At 38.1% G+C, this 20,336-nt stretch carries 23 protein-coding genes; 9 read left to right on the top strand and 14 right to left on the bottom strand.

What is annotated here, in order from left to right:
* Window positions 1–15: 15 nt before the first annotated feature.
* The 3 genes from rpsA to lon all read right to left on the bottom strand — a co-directional run bounded on the left by rpsA (window position 16) and on the right by lon (window position 5,310).
* Entirely contained in the window at window positions 16–1,866 is a 1,851-nt protein-coding gene (gene rpsA / locus G3I01_RS12290) for a 30S ribosomal protein S1 (RefSeq protein ID WP_219548284.1), read from the bottom strand.
* A gap of 204 nt (window positions 1,867–2,070) precedes the next feature.
* A complete protein-coding gene (gene cmk, locus G3I01_RS12285; RefSeq protein ID WP_219548282.1) occupies window positions 2,071–2,772 on the bottom strand; it encodes a (d)CMP kinase in 702 nt (233 codons plus the stop codon).
* Between the two features lie 87 nt (window positions 2,773–2,859).
* On the bottom strand, window positions 2,860–5,310 hold the full coding sequence (lon, locus tag G3I01_RS12280; protein WP_219548280.1) for an endopeptidase La: 2,451 nt from the start codon (window positions 5,308–5,310) through the stop codon (window positions 2,860–2,862).
* 210 nt (window positions 5,311–5,520) lie between these two features.
* Here lon and G3I01_RS12275 point away from each other — a divergent pair, with 210 nt between their 5' ends.
* The 4 genes from G3I01_RS12275 to G3I01_RS12260 are packed head-to-tail and all read left to right on the top strand — an operon-like array spanning window position 5,521 to window position 8,479.
* Complete coding sequence (locus G3I01_RS12275) at window positions 5,521–6,081, top strand: RNA polymerase sigma factor (RefSeq protein ID WP_219548278.1); 561 nt, start codon at window positions 5,521–5,523, stop codon at window positions 6,079–6,081.
* Window positions 6,071–6,631 (top strand): DUF4179 domain-containing protein, encoded by a 561-nt coding sequence (locus G3I01_RS12270; protein WP_219548276.1) that lies wholly within the window; start codon window positions 6,071–6,073, stop codon window positions 6,629–6,631. Before G3I01_RS12275 ends, G3I01_RS12270 begins: the two co-directional genes overlap by 11 nt.
* Window positions 6,612–7,727, top strand: a complete 1,116-nt coding sequence (locus tag G3I01_RS12265) for a DUF4097 domain-containing protein (protein WP_219548274.1) — start codon at window positions 6,612–6,614, stop codon at window positions 7,725–7,727. The genes G3I01_RS12270 and G3I01_RS12265 overlap by 20 nt, the downstream gene beginning before the upstream one ends.
* Window positions 7,728–7,756: 29 nt before the next feature.
* On the top strand, window positions 7,757–8,479 hold the full coding sequence (locus G3I01_RS12260; protein ID WP_219548273.1) for a head GIN domain-containing protein: 723 nt from the start codon (window positions 7,757–7,759) through the stop codon (window positions 8,477–8,479).
* 47 nt (window positions 8,480–8,526) lie between these two features.
* On the opposite strand, the gene G3I01_RS12255 is transcribed toward G3I01_RS12260, so the two are convergent.
* Both G3I01_RS12255 and G3I01_RS12250 read right to left on the bottom strand, forming a co-directional pair.
* Window positions 8,527–9,852, bottom strand: coding sequence for an MFS transporter (locus G3I01_RS12255; RefSeq protein ID WP_219548272.1), 1,326 nt, complete (start codon window positions 9,850–9,852; stop codon window positions 8,527–8,529).
* 61 nt (window positions 9,853–9,913) lie between these two features.
* A complete protein-coding gene (locus tag G3I01_RS12250) occupies window positions 9,914–10,735 on the bottom strand; it encodes a M48 family metallopeptidase (RefSeq protein ID WP_219548270.1) in 822 nt (273 codons plus the stop codon).
* 190 nt (window positions 10,736–10,925) lie between these two features.
* Here G3I01_RS12250 and G3I01_RS12245 point away from each other — a divergent pair, with 190 nt between their 5' ends.
* The 5 genes from G3I01_RS12245 to lpdA all read left to right on the top strand — a co-directional run bounded on the left by G3I01_RS12245 (window position 10,926) and on the right by lpdA (window position 14,811).
* Window positions 10,926–11,846 carry an alpha/beta hydrolase gene (locus G3I01_RS12245; protein WP_219548268.1) on the top strand — a complete coding sequence of 307 codons (921 nt, stop codon included), beginning with the start codon at window positions 10,926–10,928 and terminating at the stop codon, window positions 11,844–11,846.
* Window positions 11,824–12,315, top strand: coding sequence for a peptide-methionine (R)-S-oxide reductase MsrB (gene msrB / locus G3I01_RS12240; protein ID WP_219548266.1), 492 nt, complete (start codon window positions 11,824–11,826; stop codon window positions 12,313–12,315). Before G3I01_RS12245 ends, msrB (G3I01_RS12240) begins: the two co-directional genes overlap by 23 nt.
* Window position 12,316: 1 nt before the next feature.
* Window positions 12,317–12,709, top strand: a complete 393-nt coding sequence (msrB, locus tag G3I01_RS12235; protein ID WP_219548264.1) for a peptide-methionine (R)-S-oxide reductase MsrB — start codon at window positions 12,317–12,319, stop codon at window positions 12,707–12,709.
* 16 nt (window positions 12,710–12,725) lie between these two features.
* Complete coding sequence (locus tag G3I01_RS12230) at window positions 12,726–13,265, top strand: hypothetical protein (protein WP_219548262.1); 540 nt, start codon at window positions 12,726–12,728, stop codon at window positions 13,263–13,265.
* A gap of 154 nt (window positions 13,266–13,419) precedes the next feature.
* Entirely contained in the window at window positions 13,420–14,811 is a 1,392-nt protein-coding gene (lpdA, locus tag G3I01_RS12225; protein ID WP_219548260.1) for a dihydrolipoyl dehydrogenase, read from the top strand.
* Between the two features lie 76 nt (window positions 14,812–14,887).
* On the opposite strand, the gene G3I01_RS12220 is transcribed toward lpdA, so the two are convergent.
* From G3I01_RS12220 to G3I01_RS12180, 9 genes are all read right to left on the bottom strand, one after another.
* A complete protein-coding gene (locus G3I01_RS12220) occupies window positions 14,888–15,355 on the bottom strand; it encodes a hypothetical protein (protein ID WP_219548258.1) in 468 nt (155 codons plus the stop codon).
* A gap of 105 nt (window positions 15,356–15,460) precedes the next feature.
* The gene (locus tag G3I01_RS12215; protein WP_219548252.1) at window positions 15,461–16,186 is read right to left on the bottom strand and encodes a diphthine--ammonia ligase; all 726 of its coding nucleotides are present in this window, start codon (window positions 16,184–16,186) and stop codon (window positions 15,461–15,463) included.
* Window positions 16,179–16,607, bottom strand: a complete 429-nt coding sequence (aroQ, locus tag G3I01_RS12210) for a type II 3-dehydroquinate dehydratase (RefSeq protein WP_219548250.1) — start codon at window positions 16,605–16,607, stop codon at window positions 16,179–16,181. Before aroQ ends, G3I01_RS12215 begins: the two co-directional genes overlap by 8 nt.
* Before the next feature lie 55 nt (window positions 16,608–16,662).
* A complete protein-coding gene (locus G3I01_RS12205) occupies window positions 16,663–16,860 on the bottom strand; it encodes a hypothetical protein (protein ID WP_219548248.1) in 198 nt (65 codons plus the stop codon).
* Between the two features lie 6 nt (window positions 16,861–16,866).
* Complete coding sequence (locus G3I01_RS12200) at window positions 16,867–17,193, bottom strand: hypothetical protein (protein ID WP_219548246.1); 327 nt, start codon at window positions 17,191–17,193, stop codon at window positions 16,867–16,869.
* A gap of 200 nt (window positions 17,194–17,393) precedes the next feature.
* Window positions 17,394–18,014: a porin family protein gene (locus G3I01_RS12195; protein ID WP_219548244.1), complete on the bottom strand. Its 621-nt coding sequence runs from the start codon at window positions 18,012–18,014 to the stop codon at window positions 17,394–17,396.
* Between the two features lie 185 nt (window positions 18,015–18,199).
* Window positions 18,200–18,832 carry a porin family protein gene (locus tag G3I01_RS12190; protein WP_219548242.1) on the bottom strand — a complete coding sequence of 211 codons (633 nt, stop codon included), beginning with the start codon at window positions 18,830–18,832 and terminating at the stop codon, window positions 18,200–18,202.
* Window positions 18,833–18,965: 133 nt separating this feature from the next.
* Window positions 18,966–19,457, bottom strand: a complete 492-nt coding sequence (locus tag G3I01_RS12185; RefSeq protein ID WP_219548240.1) for a hypothetical protein — start codon at window positions 19,455–19,457, stop codon at window positions 18,966–18,968.
* A gap of 222 nt (window positions 19,458–19,679) precedes the next feature.
* Window positions 19,680–20,273, bottom strand: coding sequence for a porin family protein (locus tag G3I01_RS12180; RefSeq protein ID WP_219548238.1), 594 nt, complete (start codon window positions 20,271–20,273; stop codon window positions 19,680–19,682).
* Window positions 20,274–20,336 lie beyond the last annotated feature (63 nt).

The following is a 20,336-nucleotide window of genomic DNA, read 5'->3' as shown; positions in this document are numbered from 1 at the left end:
AAATATCCGGTAAGATTATCCTTTACCTTCCATTTTGTCTTTCAACGCTTGAAGATCAGCATTAACATCACCAATTGTGGTAGTGTTATCCTTGTTTTGAGCAGCTGATTTCTTAGCAGCCTGCTTAACAATTTTTTGCTCTTCTTCTTTGTGAATTACCATGTGAGAAGCTACCACTCTCTTGAATTCTTTGTTGAATTCAATGATCTGGAATTCTGCTTCTTCACCTTTCTTCAATTTGCTTCCGTCTTCTTTTTCAAGATGTCTTTGCGGTACAAATGCAGTGATATCCTCGTTAAAGTCGATAGTTGCACCTTTGTCTACGATCTCAGTGATCTCGGCAGTGTGCTTGGTTCCAACTCCAAAGTCTTTTTCATATTTATCCCAAGGGTTATCCTCAATCTGCTTGTGTCCAAGAGAAAGTTTTCTACCTTCAACATCTAGTTCAAGAACTACAACTTCAAGCTCATCACCTACGTTAGTAAATTCTGATGGGTGCTTGATCTTCTTAGTCCAGGAAAGATCTGAGATATAGATAAGACCGTCGATACCTTCTTCTAACTCTACGAATACACCAAAGTTAGTGAAGTTACGAACGATACCTTTATGCTTAGAACCTACAGGATACTTAGATGTGATATCTGTCCATGGATCTTGAGTCAATTGCTTGATACCAAGAGACATTTTTCTGTCATCTCTATCTAAAGTAAGGATCTGTGCTTCTACCTCATCTCCAACATTTACGAAATCCTGAGCTGAACGCAAGTGCGTGCTCCAAGACATTTCAGAAACGTGGATAAGACCTTCAACACCTTCAGCAACTTCGATAAATGCACCGTAATCTGCGATCACAACTACTTTACCTTTTACATTGTCACCAACTTTAAGATCTTCACTTAGTGCATCCCATGGGTGCTGGCTAAGTTGCTTAAGACCTAACTGAATTCTAGACTTAGACTCATCAAAGTCAAGGATTACTACGTTAAGTTTCTGATCAAGTTCAACAATCTCATTTGGATGGTTGATTCTAGACCAGCTAAGATCTGTAATGTGTACAAGTCCGTCAACACCTCCAAGGTCAACGAATACACCGTAAGAAGTAATGTTCTTAACAGTACCTTCAAGTACCTGACCTTTTTCAAGCTGACCGATTATTTCTTTCTTCTGCTCTTCGATATCTGCTTCGATAAGAGCTTTGTGAGAAACTACAACGTTCTTAAATTCATGGTTGATCTTAACAACTTTGAATTCCATGTTCTTACCTACGTAAGCATCGTAATCTCTAATTGGCTTCACATCAATTTGTGAACCTGGTAAGAAAGCTTCGATACCAAATACGTCCACGATCATACCTCCTTTAGTACGGCATTTAATAAACCCGTTTACTACTAGGCTCTCATCGTGAGCTTTGTTCACACGCTCCCAAGCTTTGATCACTCTCGCCTTACGGTGAGAAAGAATAAGCTGTCCAGTTGCGTCTTCACGAACATCGATTAATACCTCAACATCATCTCCTTCTTTAAGATCTGGATTGTAACGGAATTCGTTAAGAGAAATAACCCCTTCACTCTTCGCGTTAATATCGATAATTGCATCACGATCTGTAATATTAATTACTTTTCCTGTTACAACTTCATCATCTAAAGTGTCAACGAAATTTTCTTCAACCAGCTTTTCAAATTCTTCTAGCTTCTCATCGTCGATAGGATCGATTCCTTCTTCGTAATTGTGCCAGTTGAATTCTTCTAGGAATTTTTCAGGATTTGTGTGCTGAACTTCAGCTTCAGGTTGAGAATCGTTGGCGATTCCCGCTACTTCCTGTACTTCAAGGTCCTGAGTTTCTTTGTTTTTGTTTTCTTCAGCCATTACTGACTTTTAATTTGTATTCTGAGTTTCTTCGGAAATCTTTCAGCAAAACAGAAACTACAGAAGTTGTTTATAGTTTTGATTTTCAACCCTTTTTGGATTCCCGATATTCTGCCAAAAAGGAGTGCAAAAATACATAACTAAACAAAAATCCGCAACTAATATTGAAATTAATTGCGGATAGGGTTTGATTATAATTTCTAGCTAAGAATTTACCTCAGTAATTTTATCTTTTGCGATCTTTAGAATCTTATCAAATTGTTCTTCTAAGCCTAGCTTTGAATTATCAAATTCTATGGCATCGTCTGCCATGATCAATGGAGAATCATCCCTAGTGGAGTCCATAAAATCCCTGTCCTTTACATTTTTTAAAACATCATCGAATTCTACCTCATCTCCCCTTTCCTTCAATTCATCATATCTTCTCTGGGCTCTGGTCTCTGTAGAAGCGGTCATGAAAATTTTAAGTTCTGCATCGGGAAAAACAACGGTACCTATATCACGACCATCCATTACTACTCCTTTGTTTTTACCCATTTCCTGTTGCTGCTCAACAAGTTTCTTTCTAACCTCAGGTATGGCTGAAACCTTACTTACCTGCTCAGAAACTTCCATATACCTTATCTCCTTCTCTACATTTTCCTCATTCAGATAAATTTCTCCATGGCCCAAGTCATCATTGAATTCAAATTTTAAACTAACAAATGGTAAATGTCTTATAATAGCTTCCTTATCAAAATTACCCTTAGACACGAAGACTTTTCTCATCATATAAAGAGTCACCGCCCTGTACATTGCCCCGGTATCTACGTAAATATATCCCAGCTCTTTGGCAAGGCGCTTAGCAACTGTGCTTTTACCGGTTGAAGAAAATCCATCTATCGCAATCGTAATCTTTTTTTCCATGTATCCTTATTTCTTTTGCAAAGGTAATTTTTTATGAAAGTTAATCTGTAAATTCATAAAAAAAGCCCCTGATTCGGGGTTTTCTTTTTATAACTTCTTAGCGTTCTTAACCTTTTCGTCGGTCAAAGCAATATCTATTACTTCGCTCATCTCCTTCACATAATGAAAAGTTAAGCCCTTAACGTACTCTTCTTTGATCTCTTCTATATCACGCTTGTTATCTTCGCAAAGAATGATCTCTTTGATCCTTGCTCTTTTCGCGGCAAGGATTTTTTCCTTGATTCCTCCAACAGGAAGTACTTTACCTCTTAAAGTGATCTCCCCGGTCATGGCGATACTTTTCTTCACCTTCTTCTGAGTGAAAAGCGATACCAGCGAAGTAAGCATGGTAATACCCGCACTTGGACCGTCTTTAGGAGTTGCACCTTCAGGCACGTGAATATGTACATTATATTTTTCGAATACTCCCGGATCCAGGCCAAGCTCGGCCGCATTAGATTTTATGTATTCCATCGCGATCGTAGCCGACTCCTTCATTACTTTCCCCAGGTTACCTGTAATATTTAGATTACCCTTACCTTTTGAAAGGATCGATTCAATAAAAAGTATATCGCCTCCTACGCTGGTCCACGCAAGACCTGTAACTACCCCGGCAACATCATTATTCTCATATTTATCCCTTTCCATTCTCGGGCTACCCAGGATCTCGATGGTATCTTCATCGGTAACTTTTACATTATACTCCTCCTCCATCGCGATATTCTTAGCCGCATATCTTACAACTTTTGCGATCTGTTTCTCCAATGCTCTCACACCAGATTCACGGGTATACCCCTCAACGATCTTTTCAAGTTGTTTTTTACCGATCTTAAGATGATCTGTATTAAGACCATGTTCCTTAAGTTGTTTTGGCAATAAATGCCTTTTTGCGATCTGTACTTTCTCTTCGATCGTATACCCGGTCACATTAATGATCTCCATACGATCTCTCAATGCAGGCTGAATGGTACTCAAAGAGTTACAGGTAGCGATAAACATCACCTTGGAAAGGTCGAATCCCATTTCCAGGAAGTTATCATGGAATTCTGAATTCTGTTCAGGATCCAGCACTTCCAATAATGCTGAAGATGGATCCCCGGCATTACCAATGCTTAATTTATCGATCTCATCAAGAACGAAAACAGGATTACTGGTACCGGCTTTTTTCAAACTCTGAATGATCCTACCCGGCATTGCTCCAATATATGTCTTTCTGTGACCTCTGATCTCTGCTTCGTCGCGAAGACCACCAAGCGAAATTCTCACATATTCCCTTCCTAATGCTTCAGCTACAGATTTCCCAAGAGAAGTTTTACCAACTCCCGGAGGTCCATATAAACAAAGGATCGGTGATTTCATATCATTTCTAAGCTTAAGAACCGCCAGATACTCTATGATCCTTTTCTTAACATCATCCAGACCGTAGTGATCACGATCTAAAATTCGCTTAGCTCTTTTTAGATCGAATTTATCTTTACTGAACTCGTTCCATGGAAGATCCAAGAAGAGGTCCAGGTAATTTCTTTGTATAGAATACTCCGCCACCTGGGGATTCATTCGCTGCATCTTGGCAAGTTCTTTTTCAAAATGCTCCTGTACAGCTTCACCCCATTTTTTATCTTTTGCGCGCTCACGCATCTCAACGATCTCGCCTTCATGAGAAACCCCACCAAGCTCTTCCTGGATGGTCTTCATTTGCTGATGAAGGAAATACTCACGCTGTTGCTGGCTCATATCGCTCTGCACCTTGCTCTGAATATCATTCTTGAGTTCCAGTTTCTGGTTCTCTGTATTCATATGCTTCAGGGTTGCAAGTGCGCGCTCTTTAAGATCGTTCATTTCCAACAATTTCTGCTTCTCCTCCACTGTAAGGTTCATGTTAGAAGAAACGAAATTGATCAGGAATGAATCACTCTCGATATTCTTGATCGCGAAAGACGCTTCCGAAGGGATATTAGGACTTCCCTTAATGATCTGCAGTGCGAGATCTTTAATAGAGTCTATGATCGCAGAAAACTCCGCATTATCTTTCTCAGGTCTGTTGTCTGGAACCTCAGTGATGGTAGCATTCATATACGGCTGCTCTGTTACCACTTCGGTGATCTGAAAACGTTTTTTACCCTGAATGATCACGGTAGTGTTCCCATCGGGCATTTTCAGAACCCTTAAGATCCTTGCCACAACCCCCACTTTATTAATGTCCTTTGTGGTAGGATTCTCTACTTCCTCATCCTTTTGAGAAACAACTCCAATGATCTTACTACCATTGTTGGCTTCGTTTATTAGCTTAATAGAAGCATCACGTCCCGCGGTGATAGGGATCACCACCCCCGGAAACAATACGGTATTCCTAAGTGGAAGTATTGGTAGTGTTTCGGGCAGGTTTTCTTTATTTATTTCCTCTTCATCTTCAGGTGTCATTAGAGGGATTAATTCTGCATCTTCATCAATACCCTGCAGTGACAAACTGTCAATATTACCAAACTTTGTTTTCGCCATAATTATATTTAAGTCAAACTGTCATCAAAACTAATAATCATTAATTTTGAGAAGCTATTTAAAAGCCCTGATAAATAAGGCTTTCAGAATTATTTTAGATTTTCTAATTCAATTATTCAATTCTTATGCCACGCTTTCCTGAAAATTTTTATTTCAAAAGTGTAACAAATGAATTATAACTCCATCTTTATTACAGAAACCAAGTTTTAATTGACACCAACCATCACACATATTAAAGACCTGGTAGAGCGTTGTCGTCTAGGCGACCAGCGCGCTCAAATGGAAATTTATGATCGTTACTACAAAGCGATGTATAACACCGCTTATCGTATAACTGGTCATTCGGCGGAAGCTGAAGATATTATGCAGGAAGCTTTTTTAAGTGCCTTCACTAAGATCGACAGTTTTAAGGAAACTTCCACCTTCGGGGCCTGGTTAAAGCGAATTGTAGTGAACGAAAGCATCACTGCATATAACAAAATCGCTAAACTGGGAGAAGTTAGCTACAATGATGAGTTAAAAAATGAAGCGGATAGTGGTGGTGTTGCTTTGGATGACGATGATAAAAACAATAAAAAAGTTCGTTTGATCCTGAATAAGATCAAGTCTCTTAAAGAGAATTACAGGCTTGGTTTGACTTTGCATCTTATTGAAGGATACGACTATGAAGAAATCTGTGAAATAATGAATATTTCTTATGCCAATTGCCGAACGATGATTTCCAGGGCAAAAGAAAGCTTAAGAAAAAAATTAGAGGATCATGAAAAATAATGACTTTGACAGCCTTTTTGAGGACCTGAACTTCGATATCGAAGAGCCACATACCGGCCATAAAGAACGCTTTTTTAAAAAGTTGGATAATCGATTTGAGGCTCCTAAGAAGAAAGGTAAAGTACGCAGTTTATGGGGTCCGGTCATGGGAATCGCGGCTAGCTTTCTATTAGCTTTTTTCCTTCTCGGAGAATTTGTGATACCTAACAGCACTGCTAATAATTCAGACCTGGCCAGTATCTCTCCTGAAATGAAACAGACCCAGGAGTTTTATACCAGTGTCATCAGGAAGGAATTAAATGCTTTGAACGCTGAAAAGTCTCCTGAAACCGAAGCCATTATTAATGATGCCCTTATACAAATGGAAAAACTGGAGAAAAATTACGAGAGCCTGAAAGAAGATCTTGTAAAGAGCGGTAAGGATAACAGGGTTATCTATGCCATGATCCAGAATTTCCAGCAAAGAATAGATCTTTTAAACAACGTTTTGACCCAAATTGAAAACATAAAAAAACTAAAGAACCAGAATCATGAAAACAATATTATCTAGTATCTTATTCTTAGTAGTGCTGGCCCCTGGCCTTCCTCATTTAGAATCTTTTGAAGGAAAGGACTATACAGAGGTCACTGAACTTACAGGCAAGCACACCAAGGAAAAAAAGATCAAAAAGGAATTCAAGGTGAGTGCCAGTTCAAATCTGAATATCGACAACAGTTACGGAAATATCGATATTACTACCTGGGACCAGAACCGTGTTGTAATCGAGGTAACCATAAAAACCAACGGAAACGACGAAGAAGTGGTCATGAAGAAACTTGAAGAAATCAATGTTGAATTTAACCAGAATTCTTCGGGAGTTTCCGTTAAAACCCATTTTTCTAAAAATGAAAAATCATGGTGGAAACAGATTTTTGACGGTTCAAACAATGTGAATATGGAGGTAAACTATGTGGTTAGAGCACCTGAAGGAAATAACCTTGGTATCAGCAATGACTATGGAGGAATCTATATAGATAAAACTACGGGAAATACCAACATCAATTGTGACTACGGAAAACTGGATCTTGGGGAGTTACGAGGAAACTCCAATGCCTTTACTTTTGACTATACACGTAACAGTAAGATAGACTACGTTACCAATGCGACCATAAATGCAGATTATTCAGATTATGAGATCATGGAGGCAGAGCACCTGATTATTACGGCAGATTACTCTAAATCTAAAATTGGAAAAGCATCTAAGGTGGAATTCAATTGCGATTACGGGAATGTTGAAATTGATAAGGTAAAAGTGCTTATTGGAAATGGCGATTACCTTACCACCAGGATCAACAGGATCTTTACCTCTGCAGATATAAATCTGGATTATGGATCGCTATCTATAGAAAAAGTGATCAAAGGAGCTAAAAACATAAATATCGATACAGACTATGCCGGTGTCAACCTAGGATACGATAGGGAAATGAATTTCAATTTTGACGTGAACACTTCCTATGGTTCTATTAGTGGATTAGACGGGCTAAATGTAAAGAAGAAAGAAAATAAAAATACCGGTAATTCTGCCTCTGGAAACTACGGTTCAGGAAGCGGAGCTCAGGTAAATATCAGTACCAGTTACGGTAGTGTAAAATTCAATAAAAATTAATCATCAAAAAACGTAAAACAACCAAAATCATGAAAAAAGTATTTTTATTATTCGGTATTTGTCTCTTATCATTATCCTGTGTTAATGCTCAATGGAATGGTAAAAAAGTAAAAGGAAACGGAGATATGGTGACCGATACAAGGTCTACAGATTCTTATGACGAAATTAAGCTTGTAGGCTCAATGAATGTAAGACTGGTAGCCGGTAATGAAGGCAACATAAAGGTTGAAGCGGAAAGCAACCTACAGGAATACATAGTTACAGAAGTAAATAATGGAACTCTGAAAATTTCCACCGAGGATGGTTATAATCTTTCTCCAAAGAAAGAAATCCTTATTACTGTGCCTTTTGAAGAGCTTGATAATATTTCTGTAACAGGTTCGGGAGATATCTGGACTCAGGATGTTATCAAAGGTGATGCTCTTCAGCTCCAGGTGACCGGTTCAGGAGATATGAAATTAGAACTGGCCGTAAAAAACGTTGAAGGGAAAATTACCGGATCTGGAGATGTAAAACTTAAAGGTAGTAGTCAGAATTTTGAATGTATGGTCACAGGAAGTGGTGATTTTGATGCCTATGAATTAACGGCTGAAAATGTAGAAGCCAGGGTTTCCGGTTCTGGAGATATTATGGTCTATGCCTCGAATTCCCTGAAAGCTTCAGTTTCTGGGTCTGGAGATATAGTTTACAAAGGAAATCCGGAAAAAGAGGATTTCAACACCCATGGATCAGGAAGTATTTCTTCCCATTAATAGAAAAATCCAATTGAATTTTAAAACCTGCCGCTCGGCAGGTTTTTTTATGCTTTAACTATTCGCTTTGGCACTCGCATAAGAAGAATTACCCCTGCTATAAAAAAGACAACCAGGAAGAGGATCGCATTTCTAACGCTTCCAGTATGCTGAGCCACTAAACCATACAAAGACATCCCTATTACAATTCCAATTTTTTCAGATACATCATAAAAACTGAAATAACTTGCGGTATCCAGGGCATTCTCTGGTAGCATCTTAGAATAGGTAGATCTTGAAAGGGACTGTATACCCCCCATTACAAGGCCAACCGAAGCTGCCGCAACATAGAATTGTAAGGGAGTGGTAATGAAATATGCATACCCACAAATAGAGATCCAGATTAGGTTTATAAAAATAAGAATCCTAATGTCACCATATTTTATTGCCAGCCTGGAAGTTAAAGTGGCGCCTGCCACAGCTACCAGCTGGATCAATAATATACTTACAATTAACCCGGTTGTAGGGTCCTGATCTCCCCATTCAAGTTCCTCGATCCCGAAATAAGTCGCGATGAGCATAATGGTTTGCACGGCCATGCTATACACGAAAAATGCTAGTAAATATCGTTTCAGAGATTTATTATGTTTTATGGATTTCCAGATCCCATTCAATTCCCTGAAACCATTTAATAATACATGACGTGTTAATGTTGCTTTCTTATTTCCTTTAGGTAGATAGTAATAGGTATACTGACTGAAGCCTATCCACCAGATTCCTGTAAGCACAAAAGACAACCTTGTAGGCAGGCCTTCATCTTCAAAGCCGAACCACTCGAATTTCAGTATCATTATAAGGCAAAGAACCAGGAGAATAACACTACCAATGTACCCCAGAGAAAATCCCTTAGCACTGGCTTTATCCTGTTGTTCAGGGAAAGCTATATCTGGTAAGTAGGAATTATAGAAAACTAGGCTGGACCAAAACCCTATAAGAGCGAGGAAATAACACAATAAACCAAACCAAAGGGAATCAAGATCGAACCAGAATAACCCGATACAGGAAATAGCACCGAGATTACAAAAGAACTTTAAAAAATTCTTTTTGTTACCAATATAATCTGCAATGCCAGATAAGAAAGGGCTCAGGAAACTAACCACCAGAAACGCTGCAGCGGTTACATAACTTATAAGGGAGTCATTATTGAAATCTAACCCCAGAAATCTCACGGTATCGTTTAATTTATTCCCATCACTGTCTTTAACGATTGTAAGAGCCCCATAAAAAATTGGAAATATCGCCGAAGAGATAACCAGACTATAGACAGAGTTGGCCCAATCATAAAAAGCCCAGGCATGAATAAGCTTTTTACTTCCTTTTGGTAGTTGCTTCATGCACTAAAAATAGAAAAAGCCACCGAAACTGGTGGCTTTTCATTTTTATTTTTAGATTATCTTATTTAAAACTGGTAACTCCATATTTACGCGCTTCTTCGATAGCTTCAGGAGCCCACTGTGTCAAATTGTTAATTCTAGACTGGGTAGACGGGTGAGTACTTAAGAACTCCGGTGGAGCCTGTCCACTACTATTAGCCTGCATTCTTTGCCAAAGCTCTGGAGCTTCTCTGGGATCGTACCCGGCAATTGCCATTAAGGTTAGACCAATCCTATCTGCTTCAGCCTCATGACTTCTGCTAAATGGCAGCATTACCCCAACGGTGGTACCTAGACCATATGCCTGTGCAAATATTTGTTGAGTACTTTGGCTTTCACCACTCACCGCAACAGCTCCTGCAACAGCCCCTAATTGTTGTAATTGGGCCGCACTCATTCTTTGAGCCCCGTGATCTGCCAGGGCATGGGCGATCTCGTGAGCCATTACCGTGGCTAAACCGTTTTTATTTTGAGCCTCATCAAGGATACCGGTATATATAACCACTTTTCCGCCAGGCATGGCAAATGCATTGGCTTGATCATCCTGTACCAGGTTGAACTCCCATCTAAAATCATTCATAAAACCCTGGTAACCATTAGCATTAAGATATCTTTCTGCTGCATTTACAATATCCTGACCTAGATTTTGTACCATCCTTGCTTCTTCGGTCCCTCTTACTACATCTGCCTCATCCAGAAACTGATTATATTGTTCAAAGGAAGCTGGGAAAAGCTGATCGTTAGAAACAAAATTAAGGTTGCTTTCTCCGGTAAACGGATTAGTTTTACACGATACTACTAATAGTAGTACGCTTAACCATAAAAAGGTATTTTTAAATTTCATGATTTTTGGTTTTTAGGTGCTTAAAAGTACAAAAGCCGTTATATGGCCTGTGATGGTTTAAGTATGATTTAACAATAATTACAGTTTCAAAAACAATACCATTATTGATATTTGCAGTGTTAACAAGGCTTCACAAGACAATTAGTGATTATGTTATTGTTTTTATAATTAATTGAAGGAATCTTAAAATATGACTAAAAAAAAGAAGGATAACACACCGGTACAAAGGCTACTTATCCCATCCTATATATTGGTAATTGCCAGAATACTGACTAAAATTTCACCATTTTTAGCAAGTAGATTTGCAGCTAAATTATTTTTGAGTCCCTTCAGATACAAATTGCCGGCAAGGGAAAAAGAAATGGACAAAAACTCTATTCAGAAAACTGTTCTGGTGCCGTCCATGAATAGGGAAATAAGAACCTATGAATATGGGGAGGGCGATAAAAAAGTGCTTTTGGCTCATGGCTGGAGTGGTCGTGGTACTCAACTTGCAAAGATCGCAGAAGCACTACAGGAAGAAGGCTATAAGTGCGTGAGCTTCGATGCCCCGGCCCATGGAAAACTTGAAGGAAAAATGAGTATGATGCCATTCTTTATTAAGGCCATACATTATATGGATGAGAATTACGGTCCGTTTGATGCTGTTATTGGGCATTCCCTGGGAGGTATGTCTTCATTAAGAGCAATAAGACAGGGACTAAAAACAGATAAGCTGGTTATAATAGGTACAGCGAATAAAATTTCAGAGATCACCCGCCATTTTGCAGAAACCATGAAAATGAACGATAAGGTGGCTAAAAAAATGAAGGCCTACCTGGACGAAAGGTTCAATGAAGATATGGACATCCTCTCCGGTGGCGAATCTGCTAAATATGTAAAGGTTCCAACGCTGGTGATACACGATGAAAATGACGTGGATGTTAAAGTTAATTCAGCTTACGAGATCCATGAAGAACTGGAGAACAGTAAGTTAATGATCACCTCTGGACTAGGGCATCGTCGTATTTTAGGGAATCAAAAAGTAATTAACAAAATAACAACTTTTATCGCGGCACAATCTTTGTATTTTTATGAAAAAGATTGCCATGAAAAAGATACTAATATTTAGCCTGCTCGCTTCTTTCCTAATAAGTTGCAACGGAAATGCCCAGAAAAATTCAGATGAAAAATCTTCAAAAAAATATGAAATTTCGAAATCTGAGGCCGAGTGGAAAAAAGAACTTACTCAGCAAGAATTTGCAGTTTTAAGAAATGCAGCTACCGAAAGAGCTTTTACCAGCGACCTATTGGATATCGAGGAACCTGGTACTTTCGTATGTGCAGCCTGCGGGAATGAACTTTACAAAACCAAACATAAATTTGAAAGTGGAACCGGCTGGCCCAGTTTCGACAGAGCAATTGATGGAGCTGTAGGTTATGGAAGCGATACCAAACTTGGTTATCAAAGGGACGAAGTTCACTGTGCGAGATGCGGAGGGCACTTAGGTCACGTATTTAATGATGGTCCAAGAGAAACTACCGGAAAGCGTCATTGTATCAATGGTGTCGCTATGGACTTTAAACCAGATTCAGAATAAGATGAAAAAATATAAAATAGAAAAGACCGAAGAGGAATGGAAGAAAGAACTTTCCCCGGAGCAATATAGAGTACTTAGAGAAAAAGGTACTGAAGCTCCGCATACTGGAAAGTACAATCTTCATTTCGATAAAGGGGAATATAAATGTGCCGCTTGTGGCGAGAAGCTTTTTGAAAGCAATTCAAAATTTGAAAGTGGCTGTGGATGGCCCAGTTTTGATGACGCCATAGAGGGTAAAGTAGAATATATCCAGGACCGCACATTTGGAATGATACGTACAGAAATCCTTTGTGCCACTTGCGGAAGTCATCTTGGCCACGTTTTTGATGATGGTCCTACAGAGACTGGTCAGCGCTACTGCGTGAATTCCGCCAGTATAGAATTTAATAAATAACTTAAACCGATTAGACATGAAAAAATTTTTATCACTTATAGTATTGACCAGCCTTTTCTTTGTTGCATGTTCAGATGGAGATCCAGGGCCTCAGGGACCACAGGGACCTCCAGGTGAAGATGGTTTGGATGGATTGGGATATACTTTTGAACGTACCATAGATCTTGAATATTTATCTGATGTGAATTACTATTCACAATTAATCGATATTCCTGCAGAGGTAGATACCTTTGAACCTGAATCTGATGCCGTTCTTGTTTATCGTTTGGAGCTACTAGATGCTGAAGGTGGAGGAACCGTTGATTCATGGAGCCTTATTCCACAGAACTTCTTTTTAGAAGAAGGTACTATCCAGTATGTGTATAATCATACCGTAGCAGATGTTGAAATTATCATTGATGGAAACTTTGACCTTAGCGGACTAAGCACTCAATTTACAGATGACCAGACTTTCAGGATCGTTGTCTTACCATCAGCTACTTTTGAGGCAAATGCAGACGTAGATTTCTCAAATTTCAACCAGGTAAAAGACAGATTTAATTTATCTTTCGAGTAAGATCAAATAAGTAAACCTTTATAACATTTATTGAAAAGCCCATCATTTTTATGAAGGGCTTTTTTATTGATTATATCCCATCCCTGGCACTTTCAGTTTAGGGTTTAATTCCTTAAATTCGCAAACTCTATAACAGATTCAAAATATTCCGAATATGAGTAAATATGATATTATAGTTTTAGGTAGTGGCCCGGGAGGTTATGTAACCGCGATCCGCGCTTCACAATTAGGTTTTAAAACCGCTATTGTAGAAAAGGAAAGCCTTGGAGGTGTTTGCCTTAACTGGGGATGTATCCCAACCAAAGCACTTTTAAAAAGTGCCGAGGTTTTTGATTACCTGAAACATGCTGAAGACTATGGCTTAAAGCTTGAAAAAGCAGACAAAGATTTTGGAGCTGTAGTCAAGAGAAGTCGTGATGTAGCTAACGGAATGAGTAAGGGTGTTCAATTCCTGATGAAAAAGAACAAGATCGATGTTCTGGAAGGATTCGGAAAATTGAAATCTGGAAAGAAAGTAGAAGTTACAGATTCAAAAGATAAGAAAACAGAATACCAGGCAGATAATATCATTATCGCTACCGGAGCGCGTTCTAGAGAATTGCCAAACCTGAAACAGGATGGTAAAACCGTGATCGGTTACCGTGAAGCGATGACCCTTGAAAAGCAACCAAAATCTATGATCGTGGTTGGTTCAGGAGCGATTGGAGTTGAGTTTGCTCACTTCTATAATGCTATGGGTACAGATGTAACCGTAGTGGAATTTCTACCGAATGTGGTGCCGCTAGAGGATGAAGAGGTTTCAAAACAATTTGAAAGAAGCATCAAAAAAGCCGGTATTAAGGTAATGACCAATTCTTCCGTAGAAAGTGTTGAAAAGAAAAATGGAAAAGTTATTGCGACGGTAAAGACCAAAAAAGGTGAAGAAAAACTGGAAGCTGATATTGTTCTTTCCGCAGTAGGTATTAAAACGAATATTGAGAATATTGGTCTTGAAGATCTTAATATTAAGACTGAAAAAGATAAGATTGTTGTAAACGACTTTTACCAGACCAATGTTTCTGGTATATACGCAATTGGTGACGTGGTTCATGGTCCTGCCCTGGCTCACGTTGCTTCAGCTGAAGGGATCCTTTGTGTTGAAAAGATCAAGGGAATGGATGTTCAGCCATTAGATTATGGTAATATCCCTGGATGTACCTATGCAACTCCAGAGATCGCATCTGTTGGTATGACTGAAAAGCAAGCTAAGGAAGCAGGTTACGAACTTAAGGTTGGAAAATTCCCATTCTCTGCATCTGGAAAAGCGAAGGCTGCCGGAAAATCTGACGGTTTCGTGAAAGTGATCTTCGACGCCAAATACGGTGAGTGGCTAGGTTGCCATATGATTGGTGCCGGAGTTACCGATATGATTGCAGAAGCGGTTCTTGGTAGAAAATTAGAGACTACAGGTCATGAAGTACTTAAAGCTGTTCACCCTCACCCAACTATGAGTGAGGCTGTGATGGAAGCTGTTGCTGCGGCTTACGACGAAGTGATCCACTTATAAGACTATAAGACATTGTAAAAAATTAAAATCCTGAAATCTTCACTTCAGGATTTTTTTACTTGTCGTGTTATTCCTATCACTGCTTTACCGCCTCAATTAGATCCATTTCTCCAAGGATGGCTGCTCTAATTTCACTGAGTAAATAATGCTCGATCTGATAGAATTGTGCAGCGGGCACTGTGCCGGCTTCATTTTTTAGCTTTTTGTAATATTTATTGATTAGCTTATCTGTTTTCATTGAAAGATCCATAGACTCAGAAATAAGATCATCTACATCTTCTCCACTCATGCTTTCATAATTATTAGCATATTTCTCCAGGAGAGCAATTCTTTTTTTTCCAAGGTCCTTTCTCTCTACCTCATATTCGTCATACAGTTTCCAGAATGTTTCTGAGTTAGCATCCAGGCTAATCATTTCTTCTATAGCCGCTCTTTTCTCCATACCAAAAATGGACTGAATATATTCCACTTCATCAGAAGAAACCTGGGATAATACATGCAGGTTGCAGCTTATTAGTAATGCCAGTAATAGAATCTTTTTCATATCGATTAATATTTAGATGATTACACCATCTAAAATATTAATTATCAACAAGATAGATTTATTTTTTATGAAAAATTATAGTGTATTTAATTGAAATATAGCATGTTACTCCGGAAGGAGATCGCAAAAACAGAATTCGGTATCCCAGGAACCGGCATCATCCTGAAAGCAATTATCATCGGCATTCTTGGAAGACTGATAAGACCTGTTCACCTTCTCTCCTACTTCGAATTTAACCGGAGCTTTAAATACTGGTCCGTCAAAAACAAATGTGTGAAATTCGCCATTCTCACCACAGGGATCTACATTTTCAGGTAAGTCTTTAACAAAATTATGATCAATGATCCTTCCACAGAAAGAATCATCCAGGTATTTTGAATTGGTACAGACCACGATGGCCTTGAAACCAAGATCAATAAAATCAGTGATCAATTTTTTTGTGTCCTTCTTCCATAAAGGAAACACAGCTTTGATACCTACTGCATCGAGTTGCTCTTCACGGTATTTTTTGAGGTCTTCAAGAAAGATATCTCCGAACACACTATGGGTATATCCTTCGGCGATCAAAGCATTTGTAGCCTCTTTCATTTTAAGGTTATAATCCTCCATACTGGTTTCGGCACTTAATTCAGCAACTTGTAAGGGTAATCCTAAATTTTCAGCCTGCTTAAAAAGAAGTTCATTTCGAACTCCATGCATGGTGACCCTTTCTAGATCTTTATTTATAGTGGTAAGCAATTTCTCTACTCTGAATTCATTTTGCCTGCCTGCATAATAAAGAGCCAGCGCAGAATCTTTACCACTACTCCAGTTGAGATATGCTTTATTCATCCTTATCCTTTAAAAAACTCTGTATTGCCAGGTCATAGCTTTGTAAGCCAAAACCAACAATAATTCCCTTGGCATTCGGCGAAATATAGGATTTGTGCCTGAAGTCTTCCCTGGAAAAAGTATTGGAGATATGAACCTCTACTACCGGAATATCTATCGCGGCAACCGCGTCCCCTATACCAACAGAAGTATGAGTATATGCCGCAGCATTCAAAATGATACCATCAAAATCCTCTCGGGCATTCTGTATCTTATCTATCAATTCCCCTTCTATATTGGTTTGATCATAGGACAATTCCACATTCCTGAATTTGAATTGCAGGTCTGAAAAGTGATCTTCAAAACTTCGATTACCGTATTTCTCCGGTTCACGAGTACCAAGGAGATTAAGATTTGGGCCGTTTAATATTAGTAGCTTCATATTGTAAAAGTAGCAAATTGAAAATATTAAGCGGAAATTATATAGAAATGATAATCTAGATTTTGGTTTTAAAGCCTAAACTTATTGGTTGCATTGGAGTTAATTGTACAGGTTGAAAAGCATTATCTGTAGAATAATTATTCAGGGTCTGGAATGTTCTTCCCTCTATTTGTGTGCTCTTAGTTAGATCATAACCAAGGCCTGCATTCAGTCCAAACTCGAATGATCTTGCTCCGCTGAAATCTGTGTACATGGTAGATTACATTCCACCAATAACATAAGCATCTGACTCGCCGATATAATATTTTAAGGTATAACCTGCACCGTAAGCCTGTAAAATTGGTGAATCAAAAGTAATGGACTCCGGTCGCAGAAATAATCCCGGGATTATGTTATCAAGATCATATTCACCATTTATTTTTAACTCATCTTTAGGCAGCATCTCTTTTGTGAACCGAAGAGTAGAGCCATCATATTTCAAAAATTTACCATGTGCATACAGGATGCTATTATTAAATTCTGTTTCCTGGGAAAACCCAATTGCAACTGCAGAAATAAAAAGAAGAAGAGTGAGCTTAAATCTCATATACCCTGTTTTTAGTTAAGGTATAAAACAATCTGTTTTTCAGCTTATTATTTTAAATTAAATTAACGGTTATGATTAAAAAACATGAAAAAGCTGAATGAAAAAAACGGGAATTTCACCCGCTTTCTGATTTAGAATTTGAACTATTTGCTTATATAAAATGCGAATAGTTAAATGTTGATGTTTAATTAAAGGTCTATCTAAAACTTATAGCCTACAGATAATTGGATTACGTTATTGTGAACACTATAATCCGAATCTAATTCTTCATTATCATCGTTGATATCTGATAAACCGAGATAGTATCTTGCATCAAAAAAAACGCCCATATCCAACTCATAACCAAAGCCTCCTGATAATCCAAAATCAATACTGGACACATAGTCTTTTAAATCTTCTGATTCAGATTCCGTTTCTCCCTCATAAAAAACCTCAGATTCATTCTTTGCATTTAATAAAAAACCAATTTGAGGACCAAGGTGTAGATTCCACCCAGGAGCGAATTTATACTTTGCAAGTACAGGTAACGTAAGGTAGTCAAGTTTTAGTTCTTCCTTGATACTAATACCGGCTGGAGTATCTTCACTTGTTGCACCTTGCATTGAATACAGCAATTCTGGCTGAATACCGAATTGATCTGTAAACATGATTTCGGCTAAACCTCCAACATGAAATCCAGTTCTTCCATCGATTTCTTCAGTATCATCTCCACCAATCGATGAAAAATTGACACCGGCCTTAACTCCAAAAGTAGTTTCCTGTGCGAATGCAGAAATAGATAAAATTGCGAATGCCGCAATTAGAATTTGTTTTTTAAACATAATTAGATGAATTTATATGAAATGAGCGGTAAATATAAAGGAAAGTTTAAATTGTAAAAAAAATCTTACAACTAACTTTTAGATATAAAAAATCGGGAATTCTCCCGCTTTCTGATTTAAAATTTAACTCATACGCTTATATAAAAAGCGAATAGGTAAACCTTGATGTTTGTTTAAATATCTATTTAAAACTTATAGCCTACAGATAATTGGATTACGTTATTTTTATTATCTCCCTGCAATCCTCCATCTGCAGCTAAAACAAAATCTCTAAGACCTAGATTGTATCTTAAATTAAATAATATCCCATTGTCTAGAATATATTCGAATCCTCCAGACAGACCGAAGTCCATATCCCTTATTTGCTCATCGATACTGTTTGATCGAAACTGGGTACCCCCCTCATAAGTAAAATCAAGTTCCAGTTTTGAATTCACCAGTAAGCTTAACTGTGGTCCGAATTGCGCACTTAACTTTGGTGTGATATAATATTCTGCAAGGATGGGAAAATTTATGTAATCTAATTTAACGATCACATTTTCAAATTCCAGCCCATTATCATAAATAAAATAATCATTCGATGCTTTAGCACCCTGCATGGAGTAAAGTGCCTCTGGCTGTAACGAAAATTTTTCCGATAATTTGATCTCGGCCATTAAACCTGCAGTAAACCCTACGCGGCTGGTAAAGGTCCCGTTGTCTTCGGCACTTATTGTAGAGAGACTCAAACCTATTTTAGGACCGTAAGAAAATTGTTGCGCATGGGCGTAATAAGATAGGATCATAAATAGACTAGTAAAGAATAATCTTTTGAACATGAAAGTAAATTTGTCGATTTGCCAGCAAACATAATGTATTTGACATTATTGCTGAAATTTTTAGTACTTAACGTGCAGGCATAAAAAAAGCGAAGATTTAATCTTCGCTTTATAAAACTTCAGGTAAGTAATCTTAGAACTTTAATTCCAATCCTGCGTTTATAGAAGAAACATTGCCTCCATCTACAGAAATATTTTCATAAGAGGCCAGTACATTAGCAATACCAAGATTTATCCCTACCTGGGGCCGTATATAAAAGCCTCCATCATTATCATCGCTAATACCAATGGCATAACCAATATCTGTTCCCGCGAATAAAATGGCCAGTATTCTAAGCCTGCCATTAGCTGCGATGGGGAGAAATTGCAGATCATCATAATCTATATCGATAGCTCCTTCGGTGATCGAGTCGCCAAAATAGCGTGAATACCCTATCATCCCCCCAATATCCAGAAGATTTATGATATCAATTCTATAAGCTACATCAGCACTTGCATGAAAAGTATGAGTATCCTCAACATCGCCTATCGGAATACCCCCGTTTAATCCAAATGTCCAATGTTTTTGCGCTATTAATCCTGAACTTAGCATCATAAACGCCAAGAAAAAAATCGCTTTTTTCATAATTAAGATTTTTAGTTGTTAAGTAAATATATAAATTTTAGTTTATTGATTTACAGTTGTTTACAATAAAACCATGCAATGAACCAAAAAAATCTTAAAATCATTAGTTACACTCTGCTGTATTAACTTTATAATATGTAATATTCCGTTTGCTTTAGAAGCAGGAATAAAAAAAGCGAAGAACACGTCTTCGCTTTTCCTTTTCATAGGTATTATGGATTTCTAGAACTGGAAACCAACTCCTAGTTGAAATCCGTTATTATTGATAGCATCATCATCAAAACTGTCGCTATCAAAGGCATCGGTAAATCCCTGTACATATCTTCCGTTTACGAAGAACCCGTTATTGAATTTATAGGAAGCACCAAATGCTCCTGCAAATTCAAAGGTACTAGCCAATTCAGAGTCTGCTTCAAGATCCAGAGCACCATTATCGAATTTATACTCTTCATTTACCAGAAAGTTAAAAGATGGTCCCGCTTCAAGGGCCAATCCATCGATCAAGTAAAATTTCGCGATAAGAGGTACCTGAATATAATCCAGTTTATACTCATTGGTGAAATTAGATCTTTCATCCTCGGTTCCCTGGGTAGAATATAGCACCTCTGGTTGTACCGAAAAACGATCGCTTACCGGGATCTCGGCTAAAACACCCAGATGGAAACCGGTTCTGCTCTTATTATCCTCGAATCCGTCTGAAGTCATGTTCGTGAAATTCACTCCACCTTTAACTCCAAAATTCCAATACTCCTGTGCATTTGATGAAGTACTCACTCCAACGATTGCAATTACTAATAATAAAAACGTCTTTTTCATCTTCTTTATTTTTATATTTCTGAGACCAAAAGTAGGTTTCATCCTGTTAACAAAATGTTAGTC

Origin of the sequence: Gramella sp. MT6, from assembly GCF_019357415.1 — a bacterium.
Lineage (GTDB): Bacteria > Bacteroidota > Bacteroidia > Flavobacteriales > Flavobacteriaceae > Christiangramia.
This window is presented reverse-complemented; position numbering and strand designations above follow the sequence as displayed.

Excerpts from the sequence above, each read along its gene's own strand:
- rpsA (WP_219548284.1), bottom strand. The coding sequence starts at position 1,866 with ATGGCTGAAGAAAACAAAAACAAAGAAACTCAGGACCTTGAAGTACAG.
- cmk (WP_219548282.1), bottom strand. The coding sequence starts at position 2,772 with ATGGAAAAAAAGATTACGATTGCGATAGATGGATTTTCTTCAACCGGT.
- lon (WP_219548280.1), bottom strand. The coding sequence starts at position 5,310 with ATGGCGAAAACAAAGTTTGGTAATATTGACAGTTTGTCACTGCAGGGT.
- G3I01_RS12270 (WP_219548276.1), top strand. The coding sequence starts at position 6,071 with ATGAAAAATAATGACTTTGACAGCCTTTTTGAGGACCTGAACTTCGAT.
- G3I01_RS12265 (WP_219548274.1), top strand. The coding sequence starts at position 6,612 with ATGAAAACAATATTATCTAGTATCTTATTCTTAGTAGTGCTGGCCCCT.
- G3I01_RS12260 (WP_219548273.1), top strand. The coding sequence starts at position 7,757 with ATGAAAAAAGTATTTTTATTATTCGGTATTTGTCTCTTATCATTATCC.
- G3I01_RS12255 (WP_219548272.1), bottom strand. The coding sequence starts at position 9,852 with ATGAAGCAACTACCAAAAGGAAGTAAAAAGCTTATTCATGCCTGGGCT.
- G3I01_RS12250 (WP_219548270.1), bottom strand. The coding sequence starts at position 10,735 with ATGAAATTTAAAAATACCTTTTTATGGTTAAGCGTACTACTATTAGTA.
- G3I01_RS12245 (WP_219548268.1), top strand. The coding sequence starts at position 10,926 with ATGACTAAAAAAAAGAAGGATAACACACCGGTACAAAGGCTACTTATC.
- msrB (WP_219548266.1), top strand. The coding sequence starts at position 11,824 with ATGAAAAAGATACTAATATTTAGCCTGCTCGCTTCTTTCCTAATAAGT.
- msrB (WP_219548264.1), top strand. The coding sequence starts at position 12,317 with ATGAAAAAATATAAAATAGAAAAGACCGAAGAGGAATGGAAGAAAGAA.
- G3I01_RS12230 (WP_219548262.1), top strand. The coding sequence starts at position 12,726 with ATGAAAAAATTTTTATCACTTATAGTATTGACCAGCCTTTTCTTTGTT.
- lpdA (WP_219548260.1), top strand. The coding sequence starts at position 13,420 with ATGAGTAAATATGATATTATAGTTTTAGGTAGTGGCCCGGGAGGTTAT.
- G3I01_RS12220 (WP_219548258.1), bottom strand. The coding sequence starts at position 15,355 with ATGAAAAAGATTCTATTACTGGCATTACTAATAAGCTGCAACCTGCAT.
- G3I01_RS12215 (WP_219548252.1), bottom strand. The coding sequence starts at position 16,186 with ATGAATAAAGCATATCTCAACTGGAGTAGTGGTAAAGATTCTGCGCTG.
- aroQ (WP_219548250.1), bottom strand. The coding sequence starts at position 16,607 with ATGAAGCTACTAATATTAAACGGCCCAAATCTTAATCTCCTTGGTACT.
- G3I01_RS12205 (WP_219548248.1), bottom strand. The coding sequence starts at position 16,860 with ATGTACACAGATTTCAGCGGAGCAAGATCATTCGAGTTTGGACTGAAT.
- G3I01_RS12200 (WP_219548246.1), bottom strand. The coding sequence starts at position 17,193 with ATGAGATTTAAGCTCACTCTTCTTCTTTTTATTTCTGCAGTTGCAATT.
- G3I01_RS12195 (WP_219548244.1), bottom strand. The coding sequence starts at position 18,014 with ATGTTTAAAAAACAAATTCTAATTGCGGCATTCGCAATTTTATCTATT.
- G3I01_RS12190 (WP_219548242.1), bottom strand. The coding sequence starts at position 18,832 with ATGTTCAAAAGATTATTCTTTACTAGTCTATTTATGATCCTATCTTAT.
- G3I01_RS12185 (WP_219548240.1), bottom strand. The coding sequence starts at position 19,457 with ATGAAAAAAGCGATTTTTTTCTTGGCGTTTATGATGCTAAGTTCAGGA.
- G3I01_RS12180 (WP_219548238.1), bottom strand. The coding sequence starts at position 20,273 with ATGAAAAAGACGTTTTTATTATTAGTAATTGCAATCGTTGGAGTGAGT.